The 16,682-nt window shown below is 30.7% G+C and carries 14 protein-coding genes; 8 read left to right on the forward strand and 6 right to left on the reverse strand.

Translation table 11 applies throughout. The features are described 5' to 3' along the window. Window positions 1–40: 40 nt before the first annotated feature. Window positions 41–1,324: a type IX secretion system plug protein gene (locus DIS18_RS13445; RefSeq protein WP_245925711.1), complete on the reverse strand. Its 1,284-nt coding sequence runs from the start codon at window positions 1,322–1,324 to the stop codon at window positions 41–43. A gap of 126 nt (window positions 1,325–1,450) precedes the next feature. On the opposite strand from DIS18_RS13445, the gene DIS18_RS13450 reads away from it, so the two are divergent. The 6 genes from DIS18_RS13450 to nqrF are packed head-to-tail and all read left to right on the forward strand — an operon-like array spanning window position 1,451 to window position 7,551. Then, window positions 1,451–2,806 carry a Na(+)-translocating NADH-quinone reductase subunit A gene (locus DIS18_RS13450; RefSeq protein ID WP_109353604.1) on the forward strand — a complete coding sequence of 452 codons (1,356 nt, stop codon included), beginning with the start codon at window positions 1,451–1,453 and terminating at the stop codon, window positions 2,804–2,806. A gap of 36 nt (window positions 2,807–2,842) precedes the next feature. After that, entirely contained in the window at window positions 2,843–4,081 is a 1,239-nt protein-coding gene (locus DIS18_RS13455) for an NADH:ubiquinone reductase (Na(+)-transporting) subunit B (RefSeq protein WP_109353605.1), read from the forward strand. A gap of 2 nt (window positions 4,082–4,083) precedes the next feature. Continuing rightward, window positions 4,084–4,830, forward strand: coding sequence for a Na(+)-translocating NADH-quinone reductase subunit C (locus DIS18_RS13460; RefSeq protein ID WP_109353606.1), 747 nt, complete (start codon window positions 4,084–4,086; stop codon window positions 4,828–4,830). 1 nt (window position 4,831) lies between these two features. Then, entirely contained in the window at window positions 4,832–5,476 is a 645-nt protein-coding gene (locus DIS18_RS13465) for an NADH:ubiquinone reductase (Na(+)-transporting) subunit D (protein ID WP_109353607.1), read from the forward strand. 46 nt (window positions 5,477–5,522) lie between these two features. Then, window positions 5,523–6,242: an NADH:ubiquinone reductase (Na(+)-transporting) subunit E gene (gene nqrE / locus DIS18_RS13470; RefSeq protein ID WP_109353608.1), complete on the forward strand. Its 720-nt coding sequence runs from the start codon at window positions 5,523–5,525 to the stop codon at window positions 6,240–6,242. Between the two features lies 1 nt (window position 6,243). Beyond that, window positions 6,244–7,551, forward strand: coding sequence for an NADH:ubiquinone reductase (Na(+)-transporting) subunit F (gene nqrF / locus DIS18_RS13475; protein ID WP_109353609.1), 1,308 nt, complete (start codon window positions 6,244–6,246; stop codon window positions 7,549–7,551). A gap of 103 nt (window positions 7,552–7,654) precedes the next feature. On the opposite strand, the gene DIS18_RS13480 is transcribed toward nqrF, so the two are convergent. Then, complete coding sequence (locus DIS18_RS13480) at window positions 7,655–8,104, reverse strand: Na(+)-translocating NADH-quinone reductase subunit F (RefSeq protein WP_109353610.1); 450 nt, start codon at window positions 8,102–8,104, stop codon at window positions 7,655–7,657. Between the two features lie 111 nt (window positions 8,105–8,215). On the opposite strand from DIS18_RS13480, the gene DIS18_RS13485 reads away from it, so the two are divergent. Further along, window positions 8,216–9,085 carry a DUF4846 domain-containing protein gene (locus tag DIS18_RS13485; protein ID WP_109353611.1) on the forward strand — a complete coding sequence of 290 codons (870 nt, stop codon included), beginning with the start codon at window positions 8,216–8,218 and terminating at the stop codon, window positions 9,083–9,085. Window positions 9,086–9,150: 65 nt separating this feature from the next. Beyond that, entirely contained in the window at window positions 9,151–11,070 is a 1,920-nt protein-coding gene (locus DIS18_RS13490) for a T9SS type A sorting domain-containing protein (RefSeq protein WP_109353612.1), read from the forward strand. A gap of 62 nt (window positions 11,071–11,132) precedes the next feature. Here the strand turns inward: DIS18_RS13490 and DIS18_RS13495 are convergent, their stop codons facing one another. From DIS18_RS13495 to DIS18_RS13510, 4 genes are all read right to left on the reverse strand, one after another. Further along, window positions 11,133–14,351 (reverse strand): CHAT domain-containing protein, encoded by a 3,219-nt coding sequence (locus DIS18_RS13495; RefSeq protein WP_245925713.1) that lies wholly within the window; start codon window positions 14,349–14,351, stop codon window positions 11,133–11,135. 13 nt (window positions 14,352–14,364) lie between these two features. Further along, on the reverse strand, window positions 14,365–15,105 hold the full coding sequence (locus tag DIS18_RS13500) for a tetratricopeptide repeat protein (protein ID WP_109353614.1): 741 nt from the start codon (window positions 15,103–15,105) through the stop codon (window positions 14,365–14,367). 7 nt (window positions 15,106–15,112) lie between these two features. Next, window positions 15,113–15,682 carry an RNA polymerase sigma factor gene (locus tag DIS18_RS13505; RefSeq protein ID WP_109353615.1) on the reverse strand — a complete coding sequence of 190 codons (570 nt, stop codon included), beginning with the start codon at window positions 15,680–15,682 and terminating at the stop codon, window positions 15,113–15,115. Between the two features lie 192 nt (window positions 15,683–15,874). Further along, window positions 15,875–16,603, reverse strand: a complete 729-nt coding sequence (locus tag DIS18_RS13510) for a fibronectin type III domain-containing protein (protein ID WP_109353616.1) — start codon at window positions 16,601–16,603, stop codon at window positions 15,875–15,877. Between the last annotated feature and the right edge of the window lie 79 nt (window positions 16,604–16,682).

Consider the following 16,682-nt stretch of genomic DNA (forward strand, 5'->3'; position numbering starts at 1 on the left):
CAATAGGTTTTGGTAAGTGTTTTTTAACGTCTAAGGTGGGTTAATTTGAAATATTTGTAGAAGAAACTTCGTTAAAACCAATGATTCTATCATAACGGGCACCTAAATCTCTGTAATAGACCAGTACTTTGTAGTTGTTTTCGGTTTGCCAAAAGTTACCACTAATTGCACCTTCATTGATAGTTCCGTTTTTATCAACTACAACATATTTATAATTATAAAAACCTTGTTTTAGTTTCATACTATTATGGTAAAGTCCGGTTTCTGGATTAAAAAACATTTTGTTTTCTTCATTCAGAGCGTAATTATTGTAATTACCATAAATATAAATGCTTTCACCGTTAGTGAATTCGGGTTGATCTAATGAAAAATGAACTTGCACATAATCTGCTTCAACAGATACATCGTCTCTATCAATAGCTACAATTTTGAATTGCCCATTAATATCTGGGTTGTAGGTATAAGGACGGTCTTTTCTTGCAATATCTGTGTATAAATAAGACTGATAAATATCTTCTAAAGCAATAGCTTGCACACGCATAGTGGCTGCACGAACATCTTTAGTTTCAAAAAACAAGTATTCGTTACCGCCAGGGAAGGCTGTTTCCTTTACATATCTATATATAAGTTTGTTCCCTATAGTGTATTGTGGCTTTAGATTTGAAATAGCTGTATTTAAATTTCTATTTTGAATAATTAAAGCTTTAACTGTTTGTAAAGGGTTATTAATTTGTGGGCCTGAAGAAATTTCTATATCAACCGTTTGGGTTTCTTGAATAGTGCTAACATCTCTTGATCTTTTAATGGCGATTCCTGGTGTTACGATGTCTTCATAGATCATAAATTTTCTTGAGAATACTAATTCGCCATCGGTGTCAAAAAAAGAAATGATATAATTACCAGATACTTTTAAGCTTTTAGTTTGTTGATTGGGAATAGATAATTTGTAATGCGAATACATTTGAAACGTATTAAATGAATTCGTATAATCTTGAATTCTAAAATTATCAACACCAAGTAAAAATTCTGGTTTTACGAGAATAGATTCTTTCCAATTATAATCGTAATGTTCAATCTTATAATAAAAATCTGGTTCGTCATCAACTAATGCATCAAATTCAATGTAAAAAGGTTCGCCTAATTTCATAATAGGAAGCTCTCCTAAGTCACTACTATTACTTTTAAAGGTAATAGATTTTATATATTCTGGAGGGTTTACTTCTTCAACTTGACTAAAGACTGTAAAGCTGATTAATAAAAGTAAATATGTAATGTTTTTTAAATTCATTTGTGTGCGATATGAACAAAGGTAATCAAATTTCATACCTTAAATAATTTAAATTGTTTATAATCATTATAAATAAAAAAGATGTGATAATTTGAAAAATATATTAGTATTAATTCGTATTTTTGCACCGATTTTTAGACAACTAATTTCAATTAAATAAATATGTCAAACGACATTCGTATTAAAAAAGGTCTGGACATTAAACTTAAGGGTGAAGCTGAAAAAACCGTTGAACAAGCGATTATCAGTAACTACTGCACCATAAGACCAGAAGATTTTCACGGTGTAATACCAAAACTTGTTGCAAAAGAAGGAACCTCAGTTAAAGCTGGAGGTACTTTGTTTTATGATAAATCTCAGGAAGCGATTAAGTTTTTATCGCCAGTTTCTGGTAAAGTAGTTGAGGTAGTTAGAGGACCGAAAAGACGCATTGATGCTATTAAAATTGAAGCTGATAAAACACAAACTTTTGAAGATTTTGGAAAGTTTAATGTTGAAGCTTCTAAACCAGAAGACATTAAAGCACATTTATTAGCAGCAGGGTGTTGGCCATTTGTAAAACAACGTCCTTATGATGTGATTGCAAACCCAGAAAAATCGCCAAAAGCGATATTTATTTCAGGTTATGCAAGTGCACCATTAGCAGCCGATTTAGATTTTACCTTACAAGGGAAAGAAGCTGAGTTACAAACTGCAGTTTCAGCTTTAGGAAAGTTAACTGAAGGTAAGGTGCATGTTTCGGTTGGGAAGAATGGAAATTCTCCTCTTGCTAGTTTAAACGGTGTGACTTTGCACAAAGTTTCTGGACCGCATCCATCAGGAAATGTTGGAACTCAAATCAACAAAATTGATCCTGTAAATAAAGGAGAAGTAGTTTGGACGGTTAATCCTCAAGACTTAGTCATTATTGGTGAATTACTTTTAACTGGTAAGTTTAATGCAGAACGTATTGTAGCATTAGTAGGCTCTTCAGTTGAAAAACCAAGATATTTTAAAACACTTGCTGGTAGTGAAATTTCCACTATTATTTATGATAAAGGTGTTGCTAAGGGAGGAAATGATCGTATCATTTCTGGGAATGTGTTATCAGGAAAACAAATACAACCAGATGGTAGCTTAGATTTTTACAGTAATGTAATTTCTGTAATTCCAGAAGGTGATGACTATGAGTTTTTTGGATGGAATAAGCCAGTTTTTAATAAAGTTTCGACTTCTAGAGCTTTAACTTTTTCTTGGTTAAGCCCAAAGAAAGCATATGATTTAAATACTAATACCAACGGTGAGCATCGTGCATTTGTAACTACTGGTACTTTTGAAGAAGTTTTTCCTTTAGATATTTATCCAATGCAAATTTTAAAGGCTTGTATGTATCAAGATTTAGATGAAATGGAAGCTTTAGGAATGTATGAAGTTGCTCCAGAAGATTTTGCATTAACAGAATTTGTTTGTGTGTCTAAGCAACCACATCAAAAAATTATAAGAGAAGGTTTAGACTTAATGCTTAAAGAAATTGGATAATTATTCATTGAGGAACGAAATGAAAAATATTACAAGATGGGTTTAAAAGAAAAATTACACAGTTTTAAAGAAAAGAATAGAAATAAAAAATGGATACCAGCATTTAATGCCATCCATACATTTTTATACTTACCAAATGAGACTACGCACAACGGTACACATATTAAAGCTGCCGATGATTTAAAACGTACAATGAATACAGTAATAATGGCCATGGTGCCATGTTTATTGTTTGGTATGTTTAATGCGGGTTACCAACACCATTTAGCTTTAGGAGAAATTCAAGCTGTATCTGGAGGTTTTTTAAGTGCTGAATTTTGGACACTTGATAATTTTATGGTTGGTTTCTGGAAAATTATTCCTTTGGTAATCGTATCCTATGGAGTTGGATTATTAATTGAATTCATATTTGCTATCATTAATAAACACGAAGTAGAAGAAGGTTACTTAGTAACTGGAATGCTTGTACCATTAATTGTACCAATTGATATCCCATTATGGATGTTAGCTGTAGCAGTTATTTTTGGAGTTGTTATTGGTAAAGAGGTTTTTGGAGGTACAGGAATGAATATTCTTAATCCAGCATTAACCATTAGAGCCTTTTTATTCTTCGCTTATCCAACATGGATGAGTGGTGATAAAGTTTGGGTTCATGGTGCAGATCCTAGAGTTCAAGATTTAGCAGCTGGTGCTCAACCTGATGCTATTTCTGGTGAAACCATATTAGGTAGTTTAGCTCAAAACAATACAAGTATGATTGATACAACTGCAGATATTTGGAATGCATTCTTAGGATTTATTCCAGGATCAATTGGAGAAACATCAACACTATTAATCTTATTAGGAGGATTGTTCTTGATTTTTTCGAAAATTGGAAGTTGGAGAATTATGTTATCATCAGTAATGGGAGCTATTGTAATGGGGCTTATTTTTAACTTTGTTGCAGATTCAGGAATAATTTCTGAAAGTAGTAAATTTTATGGATTAATGAATACAACATTCTGGCATCACTTACTTATCGGTGGTTTTGCTTTTGGTACTGTATTTATGGCTACAGATCCTGTTACAGCTTCACAAACAAATAAAGGAAAATGGATATACGGTTTCCTAGTTGGTTTTATATCAATTATGATTCGTGTATTTAATCCGGCTTACCCTGAAGGTGTTATGTTGGCAATTCTATTGATGAATGTTTTTGCACCAACTATTGACCATTATGTTATTCAAGGTAACGTGAAGAAAAGAATGAAACGTTTAAAAGTTAAAACAGCATAATTATGGCAGTTAATACAGATAAAAATTCATATACAATACTATTTGCTATAGCAATGGTGTTAGTTGTAGGTTCATTATTAGCGTTTACAGCAGCTTCATTAAAACCTAGAATTACAGAGAATGAAAGAATGGAAAAGCAACAGAACATTCTGTATGCTATGGGTGTAAATGAAAATGAAGGTACAAGTAGAGAATTCATCTCTACAGATAAAGTTGCTGGAGAGTTTTCAAAATACATTAAAAAACAATTAATAGTTGATGCAAACGGTGGATCTAAGGAAGATACCGAAGCGTATTTAATTGATGTTAAAAAAGAACAAGCAAAAGCTAAAAACGGAGAAACAAGACGTTTACCTTTATTTATTGGTGAGAAAGATGGTAAAACATTTTATATAGCACCTATTAGAGGTAAAGGACTTTGGGATGCTATTTGGGCTTATGTAGCTTTAGATAAACAAATGGTGGTACAAGGTGTATTTTTTGACCATAAAGGAGAAACTCCAGGTTTAGGTGCAAATATTAACCAGCGTTTCTTTATGGATGATTTTACAGGAGAACGTTTATTGGACGACAATGGTACTTTTAAAGGTATTGCTGTAGCAAAAGGAAACAACGATCCTAAAAATTTAATTAAAGATGATTACGAAGTAGATGCTTTAGCAGGAGCAACTATTACAGGAGATGGTGTTTCAGCTATGATTAAATCTGATTTAAAATTGTACTTACCTTACTTTAAAAACTTAAAATAATATGGGACTACTTTCAAAAAAAGACGCAAAGTTAATAACAGACCCGTTAGCAGATAATAACCCAATTACAATTCAAGTATTAGGTATTTGTTCTGCATTAGCTATTACTGCAGAATTAAAAGCTTCTTTAGTAATGGGAATTGCTGTAATGTTTGTATTAGGTATAGGAAATGTAGTAATCTCTTTAATGAGAAATATAATTCCTTCAAAAATTAGAATCATCGTACAACTTATTGTTGTAGCTGCTTTGGTAATTATAGTAGATCAAGTATTAAAAGCTTTTCAATACGAATTAAGTAAAACATTGGCAGTATTCGTAGGATTAATTATTACAAACTGTATCATTATGGGACGTTTTGAAGCTTTTGCTTTAGCAAACGGACCTTGGAAATCTTTCCTTGATGGTATTGGTAATGCTTTAGGATATGCAGTTATTCTATTAATCGTTGGATTCTTCAGAGAGCTTTTAGGGTCAGGTACTTTATTTGGTGTTCCTGTTTTAGGAGATCCTATCGAATTGACAGGAGTTTATAAATATGGTTACGAAAATAATGGATTTATGTTAATGCCTCCAATGGCGTTAATAGTAGTAGGTTTAATTATCTGGGTACAACGTAGTAGAAATAAAGCATTAATCGAGGATTAAAAAACCCTCTTTAGTTTTTCTTTTAAAGAATTAAAATAATATAATAATGGAGCACATAGAATTATTTTTCAAATCAATTTTTATTGATAATATGGTGTTTTCGGTATTCTTAGGTATGTGTTCATACTTAGCAGTATCTAAAAAAGTGGCAACAGCAGTAGGTCTTGGTGCAGCAGTAATATTTGTATTGGCAATTACAGTGCCTTTAAACTGGTTATTAGACCAGTATTTATTACAACCGGGTGCATTATCTTGGTTAGGAGCAGAATATGCAGATTATGATTTAAGTTTTCTTTCATTTATTATGTTTATTGCAACCATTGCAACCATGGTTCAATTGGTAGAAATAGTAGTTGAAAAGTTTTCCCCTTCTTTATACAATTCACTTGGTATATTCTTACCACTTATTGCAGTAAATTGTGCCATTTTAGGTGGATCTTTATTTATGCAATCTCGTGAAATTGAAACTTTAGGATTAGCCTTTAATTACGGGGTTTCTTCAGGAATTGGTTGGTTTTTAGCCATTTTAGCTATTGCTGCTATTCGTGAAAAAATAAGATATAGTAATGTACCAGCACCTTTAAGAGGTTTAGGTATAACTTTTATCATTACAGGACTAATGGGAATTGGTTTTTTAAGTTTTGGAGGGATGTTAACTGGTGGAGACGAAGAAGAAAAACCAGCTACAGAAACAGCCATAAATGTTAATGAATTAGAAACTGAAAAAGCTAAAGAATTAGCTGATAACACTAAAATAATTGAGTAGTATGATTTTAGCAGCAGGAACAACAGGAACAGTTATAGCAACGGTTGTAGCGTTTTTATTAATTACGCTAATACTCGTTAGTTTATTGCTTTTTGTAAAACAAAAATTATCACCATCTGGTCCAGTAAAAATTAAAATTAATGGTGAACGTGAAATAGAAGTTGCTTCAGGAGGTAGTTTACTATCTACTTTAGGAGCAAACAAAATTTTCTTGCCATCTGCTTGTGGTGGTGGTGGAACATGTATTCAATGTGAATGTCATGTACTATCTGGTGGAGGTGAAGCTTTACCAACTGAAACACCTCACTTTTCAAGAAAAGAATTAGCACATGGAGCACGTTTATCATGTCAGGTTAAAGTAAAACAAGATATGGATATCACTATACCTGAAGAGGTATTTGGTATTAAAAAATGGGAAGCAACTGTTGTACGTAACTATAATGTAGCATCTTTTATTAAGGAATTTGTTGTTGAAATTCCAGAAGATATGGGTTATAAAGCAGGAGGGTATATTCAAATTGAAATTCCTGAATGTGAAGTAAAATATTCAGATATAGATATTACAGCTCACCCAGAAGAACATGAAACACCTGATAAGTTTCAAGCTGAGTGGGATAAGTTTGGTCTTTGGCCATTAGTGATGAAAAATACTGAAACAGTTGAAAGAGCCTACTCTATGGCTTCTTACCCAGCTGAAGGACGAGAAATTATGTTGAATGTTCGTATTGCAACACCGCCATGGGATAGAGCGAAGAATGGATGGATGGATGTAAACCCTGGTGTAGCATCTTCTTATATTTTTAATTTAAAGAAAGGTGATAAGTGTACTATTTCAGGACCTTATGGTGAGTTTTTTATCAATGAGTCTGATAGTGAAATGCTTTATGTTGGTGGAGGTGCTGGTATGGCACCAATGCGCTCTCATTTATATCATTTATTCAAAACCTTAAAAACAGGTAGAAAAGTAACGTATTGGTATGGTGGACGTTCTAAACGCGAATTATTCTATCTAGATCACTTTGAACAATTAGAAAAAGAGTTTCCAAACTTTAAATTCTATTTAGCTTTATCTGAGCCAATGGAAGAAGATAATTGGAAAGTAAAAGAAGATATAGATGCTCCTGGAGATGGTTTTGTTGGATTTATTCATAATTGTGTAATAGACAACTATTTAAGTAAACACGAATCACCTGAGGATATAGAATTATACTTCTGTGGACCACCATTAATGAATAAGGCAGTTCAGAAAATGGGAGAAGATTTTGGTATCCCAGATGAACACATACGATTTGATGATTTTGGAGGATAAGAATTAAAAATTATCGTGCTGAATGTATTTCAGTTTATAAGTTATTAATAAAAAAAACCAACTCATTAGAGTTGGTTTTTTTATGGCTTTATTTAAATAGTATTTAAGTTAATTCATATTTTGGTTTATCATTTTCAACCTCAAACAATTTTGTGTAATCCATGACATTTGCAATTTCATCTAATTCGCATAAAAAAGAAATAACAGCATATAAGCCATTAAATAAAATAGTTTTATCAGTTGGATTCTTTGGTTTTTTATTTTTATAATGAAGCGGTAATTGATAACCACAAGCTTTCAAGAATATATGTTCAATCTTTAGTAACTCAATAGGTGAATAACCGTTAAATTTTCTACCCAAAGTTTGATGTACTTTCCCAATATAATTAAGCTCTAAAGCACCGTGTGAGTCAGATAAATGTTTCCAATTATCAGTATGACTCAAAATATTTCCAACAGCACATTGTTTACAACATTCTGGATTTAATGTATTATTATGAAATGCTGTGTAGAGTTTTTTTAGAGCTGACCCCAATCTTGTTGAAGTTTCCATAAGCTGAATTTTTACTTCAAATTACTAAAAATTTAAACCTTATAAGTGAAATTAATCTTAAATTTTTCATAATGAAGTACGAAGTTGGTTAATCATAACGTTAGTTTCAATATGAAAAACTCGCTTAGAATTGTACTACTTTTAGTTTTGCTGTTGGTTTTATTTATTCAATTTAAACCTGCAAAAAATACTATAAAAACTATTGCTGCTACTATTGAAGCACCTAGCTTAATTAATAAAGATAGTCTTACTATAAAATCAAGAGTTAAAACACCTAAAGGATATAAGCGCGTAAAGTATCCGTTAGGTTCATTTCAAAATTATCTTAGAAACTATAAACTAAAACCTTTCGGAACAAAAATTATCAATTATGATGATACCGAATATTTTTGGCAAGGTGGACATATAGGGATATTAGAAATTCCTGTGCCAAAAAACGGATTACAACAATGTGCAGATGCTTTAATTAGGATAAGAAGTGAATATCTATGGGATAATGATAGAAAGGATGAGATAGGTTTCAATTTTACTATCGGGCATTATTGCTCTTGGAAACAATATGCTGAAGGGTATCGCCCAAAAATTAACGGTAATAAAGTGTCTTTTCATAAAACAGCAACTAAAAATTTTTCAAAAGAAAACTTCTATAAGTATTTGAACTTGATTTATATGTATTCAGGAACATTATCACTTTATAATGAACTTCCTAAAATCGAAGATGCTAAAAATTTAAAAATAGGTGATATGCTGATTAAAGGTGGTTCTCCAGGGCATATTGTTATGATTTGTGATGAGGTAATAAATAACAAAGGAGAGAAGCTGTTTTTATTGTTTCAAGGCAATACACCAGCACAAAGTGTACATTTAGTTAAAAATTTAGAAAACTCTAAAATTTCACCTTGGTACCATCTGGAGAATAATATTGAAATACCAGTTTCAAATTACACCTTTAATAGTTCAAAATTTGTAAAATTTAAATAATTTTCTGCTCACATTTTTCATTTGTTTCGATGTAGCTATATATAAACCATATAAAGCTATTAATTATGAAACGAATTTTATTATTTACAATGTGTTTTACATTCACATTTGCAACCCTTAATGCCCAAGATTACAATCAAGTTATATTTACTGGAGACGCAGGTACTGATGCTTGGGAAGACCCCGAAAATTGGCGTAGAGGAGGAGATCCATCGTTACCTGGAGTTCCTGAAGAAGGGGATGATATCTTGATTGAGGGATTTAGTGTTTATTTTAATGGTCTTGGTTCTATTCCTCAGCAAGACTATGGGAATTTAGAGTTAAGATTTGGAGCACGATTATTTACTCAAGGGGATTTCCATCTCTATGGAGATTTCATCGTGGATGCATCGAGTACTTTTGAAGTTGTTGTACAAGATATAGATTTGTTTAATAAAGTAACCTGTGAAGGAAATTTTTATTTTAACGGAACTGTAAATTTACTTTTTTCAGGATATGCACCACAAATTGGAGATGCCTTTCAAGTTGTAGAGGGAAATCAAGGCTCTTGTCCTTCTCCTACATCTTATCTAAATCCTAGTTTTGATTTTGATACTATACTAACGGCACAATGTGACTTTGATGGGTTGTATTACGAAGTTTTAGATATTAATTATACAACTTCTATTGCTTGGGATGGTGAAGGAAATGATGGTATGTGGAGTAATCCTGCAAATTGGGATCCTAATGGTATTCCAGAAGCAGACTCTAGGGTGGTTATTAATTTGCCTGGGGGTGATTTTGTGTCTACTAATGGTGCTGGAATTACAGCTGTTGCAAATGTTATTTTAGGAGCAGACAGTACTTTAGAAATAAATGGCGATTTTTTGCTAGATAAATATATTTATGTAAAAAAAGGAGCAACATTATCTTGGACAGATGGAAAAATATATAGTAACGATCCTAATGATCAATCTGGAATAAACAGTTATGGAAATGTTAATCTTGATGGCCCTGGAACTAAAGAATTAGATACTAATATGTATTTATGGACATTTTTTGATGATATTAATCATAATCAGGGAAACTTAAACATAAATAATGGTACAGTTAGGGTGTTTAATTTTAACAGCTATAACATTAATGGTGATAATATTACTATTGGTTATAATAGTGGTACACTTCATGAATTAACTGTTAGTGTTATTAGTGCTCTTAAAAAAACAACAGGAAGTGGAACATCTTCAGTTAATCTTACCACTTTTATAAATTATGGAGATGTTATTAGTGAATCAGGAACCTTAGCATTTAATGAAGATTTAACTACAGGAGAATATTTAGATTGGATTGGAAGTTATGGTGGTAGTGGAAGTATTCAGTTTCCTAGTAATTTTGTTTTAGATGGCGTGGTAGCTCCAGGAAGCTCCCCAGGTATTTTAACTGTAGTTGGGGACTTTGTGACATCAACTTCCGCAACTTTTGAAATTGAAATAGATGGACCAAATGCTGGAACTCAATACGATCAAATTTCAGTTACCAATAATGCAGGATTAGAAGGCGAAATAGAAGTTACATTGGGTTACTTACCAGCTAACGATGCAAGTTTCGAGATTATAAAATCTAATGAAATTTATAATTGCAGTCTACCTAGTACAGTAACAGCAACTTATAATGGTACACCCTATACTTTTGATGTTGTTTGTCACAATAACTCGGTATATTTAAATGGACCTAACGCAGTACTTTCTAATACTGAAAATATATTAGAAGACATTGCAATATATCCTAACCCTGTTAGCAGTGTTTTAAATATCAAGTCTAATTTAATAAGTAAAGGTAATTGGCAACTAATAAACCAATTAGGACAAGTAGTAAAAGCTTCAACTTTCGAATCTAACGAACTTAGAATTAATGTAAAGGAAGTACCTACTGGTGTTTATTTATTTAAAATTGAAGATGATAATTTAAATGCCACAACAACAAAACGGATAGTTGTTTCTAACTAACTTACTAAAAGTTATAATTAGTTTTAATTATAAGAAGAGTTGCTAGAGATAGTAACTCTTCTTTATTTTTTGCGAGTTTTTATTATGTAAACTGTAGCTATTATAAGTAATAAAACACATAATAAATACCATAATATAGTTGAAGATGTTTTTAAATTTATAGGACTAGTATCTCCTATTAAAACTAAACCTGCCCAGTAGTTTGGTGCTATAATTCTACCTTCGTTGTTAGAAATATAATTTAGTTTAGCTTGTTGTAAAGCTTTGTCTTTAGAAAGTCCTTTTTTGATGTTATTATAAAACAGTTCTATTATTTGGGTACTAGATTTTTCATCTATTTTCCAAAGACTAGTTAAAATACTTTCACTTCCAGCATAATTAAATGCATGTGCTAAAGAAATCATGCCTTCTCCAGCTTGATAAGTTGGTTTTCCTGTTTCACAGGCTGTTAAAATAGCCAAATTAGAATTTAAATTTTCATTATAAATTTCATAAGTGTATAATGAATTGTCTTCATCTTTAATATTTTTAGCAAAAATTAATCGCGATAATTCAGGAGAAATATTGTTTGATTCAGCATGCGTACCAATGTGAATAATTTTATGTTCATTAGCTTCATTTTTAAAAATTTGTTTGGATGCATTTTCATTTATAAAGTAATCGCCATCAAATAATCTAGAATATTCTTTAGCTAAATCTACACTAAATGGCTGTGGTAATAGACTTAAATATGTTTCATCTATTGATATAGAATCTTTTATTGCAACACTGTAATCTTGCTTCATTTTATCATTAAATTCTGGAGCAAATGCAATAAAATCTTTTTGATAATTAATAGACTTTTTACTTGCACCTAATAATAACAAACTATAATTGTATGAAATAGTATGTTTTGCAAGTAAACTATGTTTTGCTAAATCTTTAAATGAATTTATTTTTGAAGGTGTTAAGCTTTCAAAACTTAAATTAAATAAAGGACCATCAGGAATAATAATAACATTATCGGTAACTACATTTTTTTCAAAAGGCTTCCAAAGTTGCAGATATAATTGATGAAGTTTAGTGTTAGTATTAGATTGATGATTTGTTAGTTGAAATGTATAGTCTTCAACGTTTTTACTATCCAGTTTAAATAGATGCTTTTCTTTACTATCAATAACCATTGCGTATAAAATTGTATCAATAAATAGATAACGTACAACAGTAGTGTTTTTTGGAATGTTATGTTTTAAACTATCCATAGGTTCTTCTATAGTTGCGTAACGCATTTTATAGTATTTGGGATAGACTTGTTTTATAGAATCTAGAAAAGAATTCCAATTAGAACTTGCTTGAGAGAATGATTTTAACCCATCGTTTATATTATTAATAGAAGTATTTAGATTGTTTTTTAGTATTTTTTCTCTTTGAATAACAGTATTTGGAATCCCAGAAAAAGTAATACTGTTTTTAAGATTAAAGCGAGAGCGAATACGATTATAAATACTTGATTCGTGTATACTTAGCAATTTATTTAAATATGTTTCATTATTGGTAAGATAATATAAATCTAAAAGTAATTGTTTTGAAAAATTGAATAACTCGCTGTTTTCAGTAATTAATAAATTTAAGTCTTCATATGAATTTATAATTGTTTTGCGTTGTTCAAGAATGTCCAAGCTGTTTTTAGTTTGATTTAGTAAATCAATTAAAAAATCTTCAGATTTATCTGTGTTTAATGCATATTTAGATTTAGCATTTATAAGTATGGCTTTGGGTTTTCTGTATTGAATTTGTATAGAATCCTTAAAGCTATTTGTATCAATTTCAATATTATATAAAAAATTTATGGCCTCGTTACTATATGTTATGGCTTTATCATAGTTTTTTAATTTGTAATGTACCTCACTTAAATTAACAATATGGTGGAATTCCTGTATCGTAGATTTAAAGTCGCTATTTTTTATAAAATTATAGGTTTCTTCTGCGTAAGAAATTGCTTCTGAAGCATTATTTTGAGAAGCGTGAAATTGAGACATATTTATTATAACGTCTAAAAAATCCCTGTTATAAGTATTACCTAAAGCTTTCTTAAAAATGATATATGCTTTATTGTAATTATCGTCAGCATTTTCAATTTCGCCTAATTCATTACTAATGGAAGCCTTTGTAGATAACGCACTAGCATGCCAAAAAAGCTGAGTATTTTTGCTTTTATCAATTCTGTCTAACGCATGGTCTATCAGTTTTTTTCCAGCCTTAAAATCTCTTAGACCAATTTTTGCTTGTGCACATATAATAGGAGATATTGTTAAGTCATTATCATCAGGAGCTAAATTTTGTGCTTTTTTATTATAAGCATATGTTACTAGTTTATCTGCCTTTTCAAATTCTCCAACAGAATGATAGAATACGCCTAAATTATCTATAGCAGCTAATTGGTGTTTTAATGCTCTTAGTTTTCTAGATTCATCATCTGAAATATCTAAATATTTTTGAAAACCTTCAATAACTTCTTTAGATGATTCAATAGCTTGATCTATTTTTCCTAAACTTTGATTTAATACAGCAAGATTGAGATTTACCAAAGCCTTTCTGTAATGCATATTCATAGGTGTTTTTTCAGCTTTATCTAACATTTTTAAAGCTTTATTAAAGTAAAAAACACTACTATCTAATTCAGAGGTTTGCCACATCATGCCACCTAAAGCGTTGTAAGTTTGATGTAAAGACTCATAGTCATCCTCTTTTGCGCCTTCCATAATAGTTGTGGCCTTTAAATAATATTTTTTTGCAGATGAGTAATTACCAAGATTAGCAGATAAATAACCGAGATTATGATAAATAGAATTTATACCAGCTTTTTTTGGGTCTTTGATTTTTTTTGCTACTTCAAGAGCTTCTTCTACAATTTCATAAGATCTTTCTGTATAACCTGCGTCATCATATATCCAAGCTATTTCTAATAAAGCTTCTTTATCAACAAAAGGGCTATTGTATTGTTTTAGTTCTTTTCCATAAGCTTCTGCTTTTTTTATGGCCAACTCATAATCATTATTTGCTAGTTTTAAGCTTCCAACAAGAAACACATATTTTATTAGGCTATCTGTGTTTTTTTGAGCACGATAAAAATCTAAATGTGTTTTTAATTCTTTACTCGCTTTTTCTAAAGAATCATTTTTTATTAATTTTTGGATGTATGAAATATTTGAAATAGAATCATTTTGAGCCTGAAACTTGAATACAAAAAGTAACACAAACATTAAAAATGTGTGTTTTAAAATTGATGAAGACTTAATCATTAGATTGAAGATTTTATTTTGTCAATTTTGAAAGTACTAGTTTAGATGCATCGGTTTCACTTAAGCTAAGATTTTTTTTAGCAAGTTCTACATTGCCTTCTTTCAAATAAGCTAAACCTAAATAATAGTATGCTTCATTCAAGAAAACAAATTCATCAGGCGCTTCAACGGACCGTTCTAAAAAAGGAATGGCTTCTGAAGTATTTTTATTAGCCATATAAGCAACACCTAAAAAGTAGTTTAATGTGTCATTTTCAGGTTTTTGTTCACTTAAAATTTTCCATTTATCAATTGCAATATTGTAATCACCATGCTTATATTTTACCATAGCATCATAAAAATCATAATTATTTGTGCTACTCATGGTAGTTGGTAATCCTGGGTCTGGTTTAAAATGGTTAGCGTATAGTTTTTCGTTTTTAGGGGTGCTGAAAAACCAAATACTGCCTATTGCAATAATTACTGCAGCGGCAGCAGCTATTTTGCTGAAGTTTAAATATTTAACTTTTTTATCTACAGGTTTTTTAACTATGGTTTTAGGAATATCTTTATGTAGTATATCTAGTTGTTCTTTTAAAGATTGTGCTTCAATACCTAAAAGCATGGTTTTTATATCTTCAACTTTAACTTTAAACTCATTGTCAAGTTCAAGAAGTTGATTGAAATCTTTTAATTCTTGAGAAGTCATAGAACCATTAATGTATCGTTCTATAATTTCTAATAATTCTTGTGATATGTCGCTATTATCGTTCAATCTATAATTATTTTGAGGCTAATACTAGAGCACGTAATTTTTCCATACATCTGTATTTCTTATTTCGTGCTGTGGTTTCTTCTATTTTTAATTCTGATGCTATATCTTTTATAGATTTTTTATCAAAATAAAAGGTGCTTAATAGTTTCTTACAAGGTTGCCCTAAGTTTTTAAAGGCAAGCATTGCTATTTTTAATTTATTATTCTTTAAATCAATGTTTTCATCTTTCTCATCTTTTATATAAACCAAAGTCTCATAATTTAAAGATTTAAGGTTTTTAAAAGATTTAGATCTCAATACATCCATCCATTTGTTTTTTGCAATTTTATATAAATAGCCTTGCAAAGCGGTATCGTTTTTTGGAACGAATTTATCGTTTTTAATATGCGTCCAAACTGTAATAAATGCATCTTGATAGATGTCTTTTGCATACTCAATAGAACCACTGTTTTTAAGAATTAAACTTTCAATTTTTGTGTAATTCTCTGTGTAAAAGAATTTTAAAACATTTGGGTCGTTTGATTTTATCGCATAAACGAGCTCTGATTGACTTAATGAATTTATTGACTTCCCCATGAATTAATAGCTAGAGGAAAGATACAATTATTTCATTTTACAGCAAATACTTCACTACCAAAGGGCTAATATTTCGGTTATCTACTTTTATCTCATATATTAAATTTATTTGATAGGAACTTAGTTATGTTATTACTTTGTTTTTTGATTCATTATTTACACAATTAATTACTATTTTAAAAAATGTAATTTTTACTCTTGCCCTACAATTACTGTTAATCTTGCTGTTGCTACTATAGATTCATAATAGCTTTTGACATTTGGAAAATTTGACATTGGTCCACTACCAGTTGTTGTATTTGCATGATAAAGTCCTGGTGAGAACTCGGTTAAGTGGCTAGCTCCAGACCCTACATCATTGCCTTGTCTAATAGAGTCATCTGGTTTCCAAAAATAGGTTCTTCCTACATTAGAAGGAATAACATCTGGAGTGTAATCTAATATTTCGAGATGATAGCTTAATGCATTGTCTATGGCAGGGACTTCAAAATAGGCCACTATACCATAACCTCCAGCACCTTCCCACCATCTGTATTTAATATTTAAAGTTTGTATAATTACTTCGGGTTCTGTTGTAAAGAAAAATGAGGCTAGAGATGTACCTCCGTTACCATCTCTAGCTTCAACATAGCCTTCGTAATTGGTTTCTGGTTCCAATCCAGAAAAACTGTAAGTTAAGTTAGTGCCACCAGATGCAATTTCTTGACCTTCTAGAATTATAGCATAAGATACATCATCGTCATCTGGATCAATAGATTCTGTCCACTCTATAGTAGCCCCATTAGCTGTAGTTTCTATTGTATTTGCAGAAAATAATCCAGGAACGGAATTGTTTGGGTCACTATCTGATGTTGTGCAACTCGCTAATAATAATGTAAAAAAAACGATTAAGTAATATTTAGTTCTTTGGAATGTTACCATAGTTATTGTTTTTTAAATGTTAGTGTTTTATTGAATTTATAACTTTGTAATTATGATTTTTATAGTCATCGTAATTAAA

Source organism: Algibacter marinivivus (genome assembly GCF_003143755.1).
In the GTDB taxonomy this organism is placed as follows: Bacteria; Bacteroidota; Bacteroidia; order Flavobacteriales; family Flavobacteriaceae; genus Algibacter_B; species Algibacter_B marinivivus.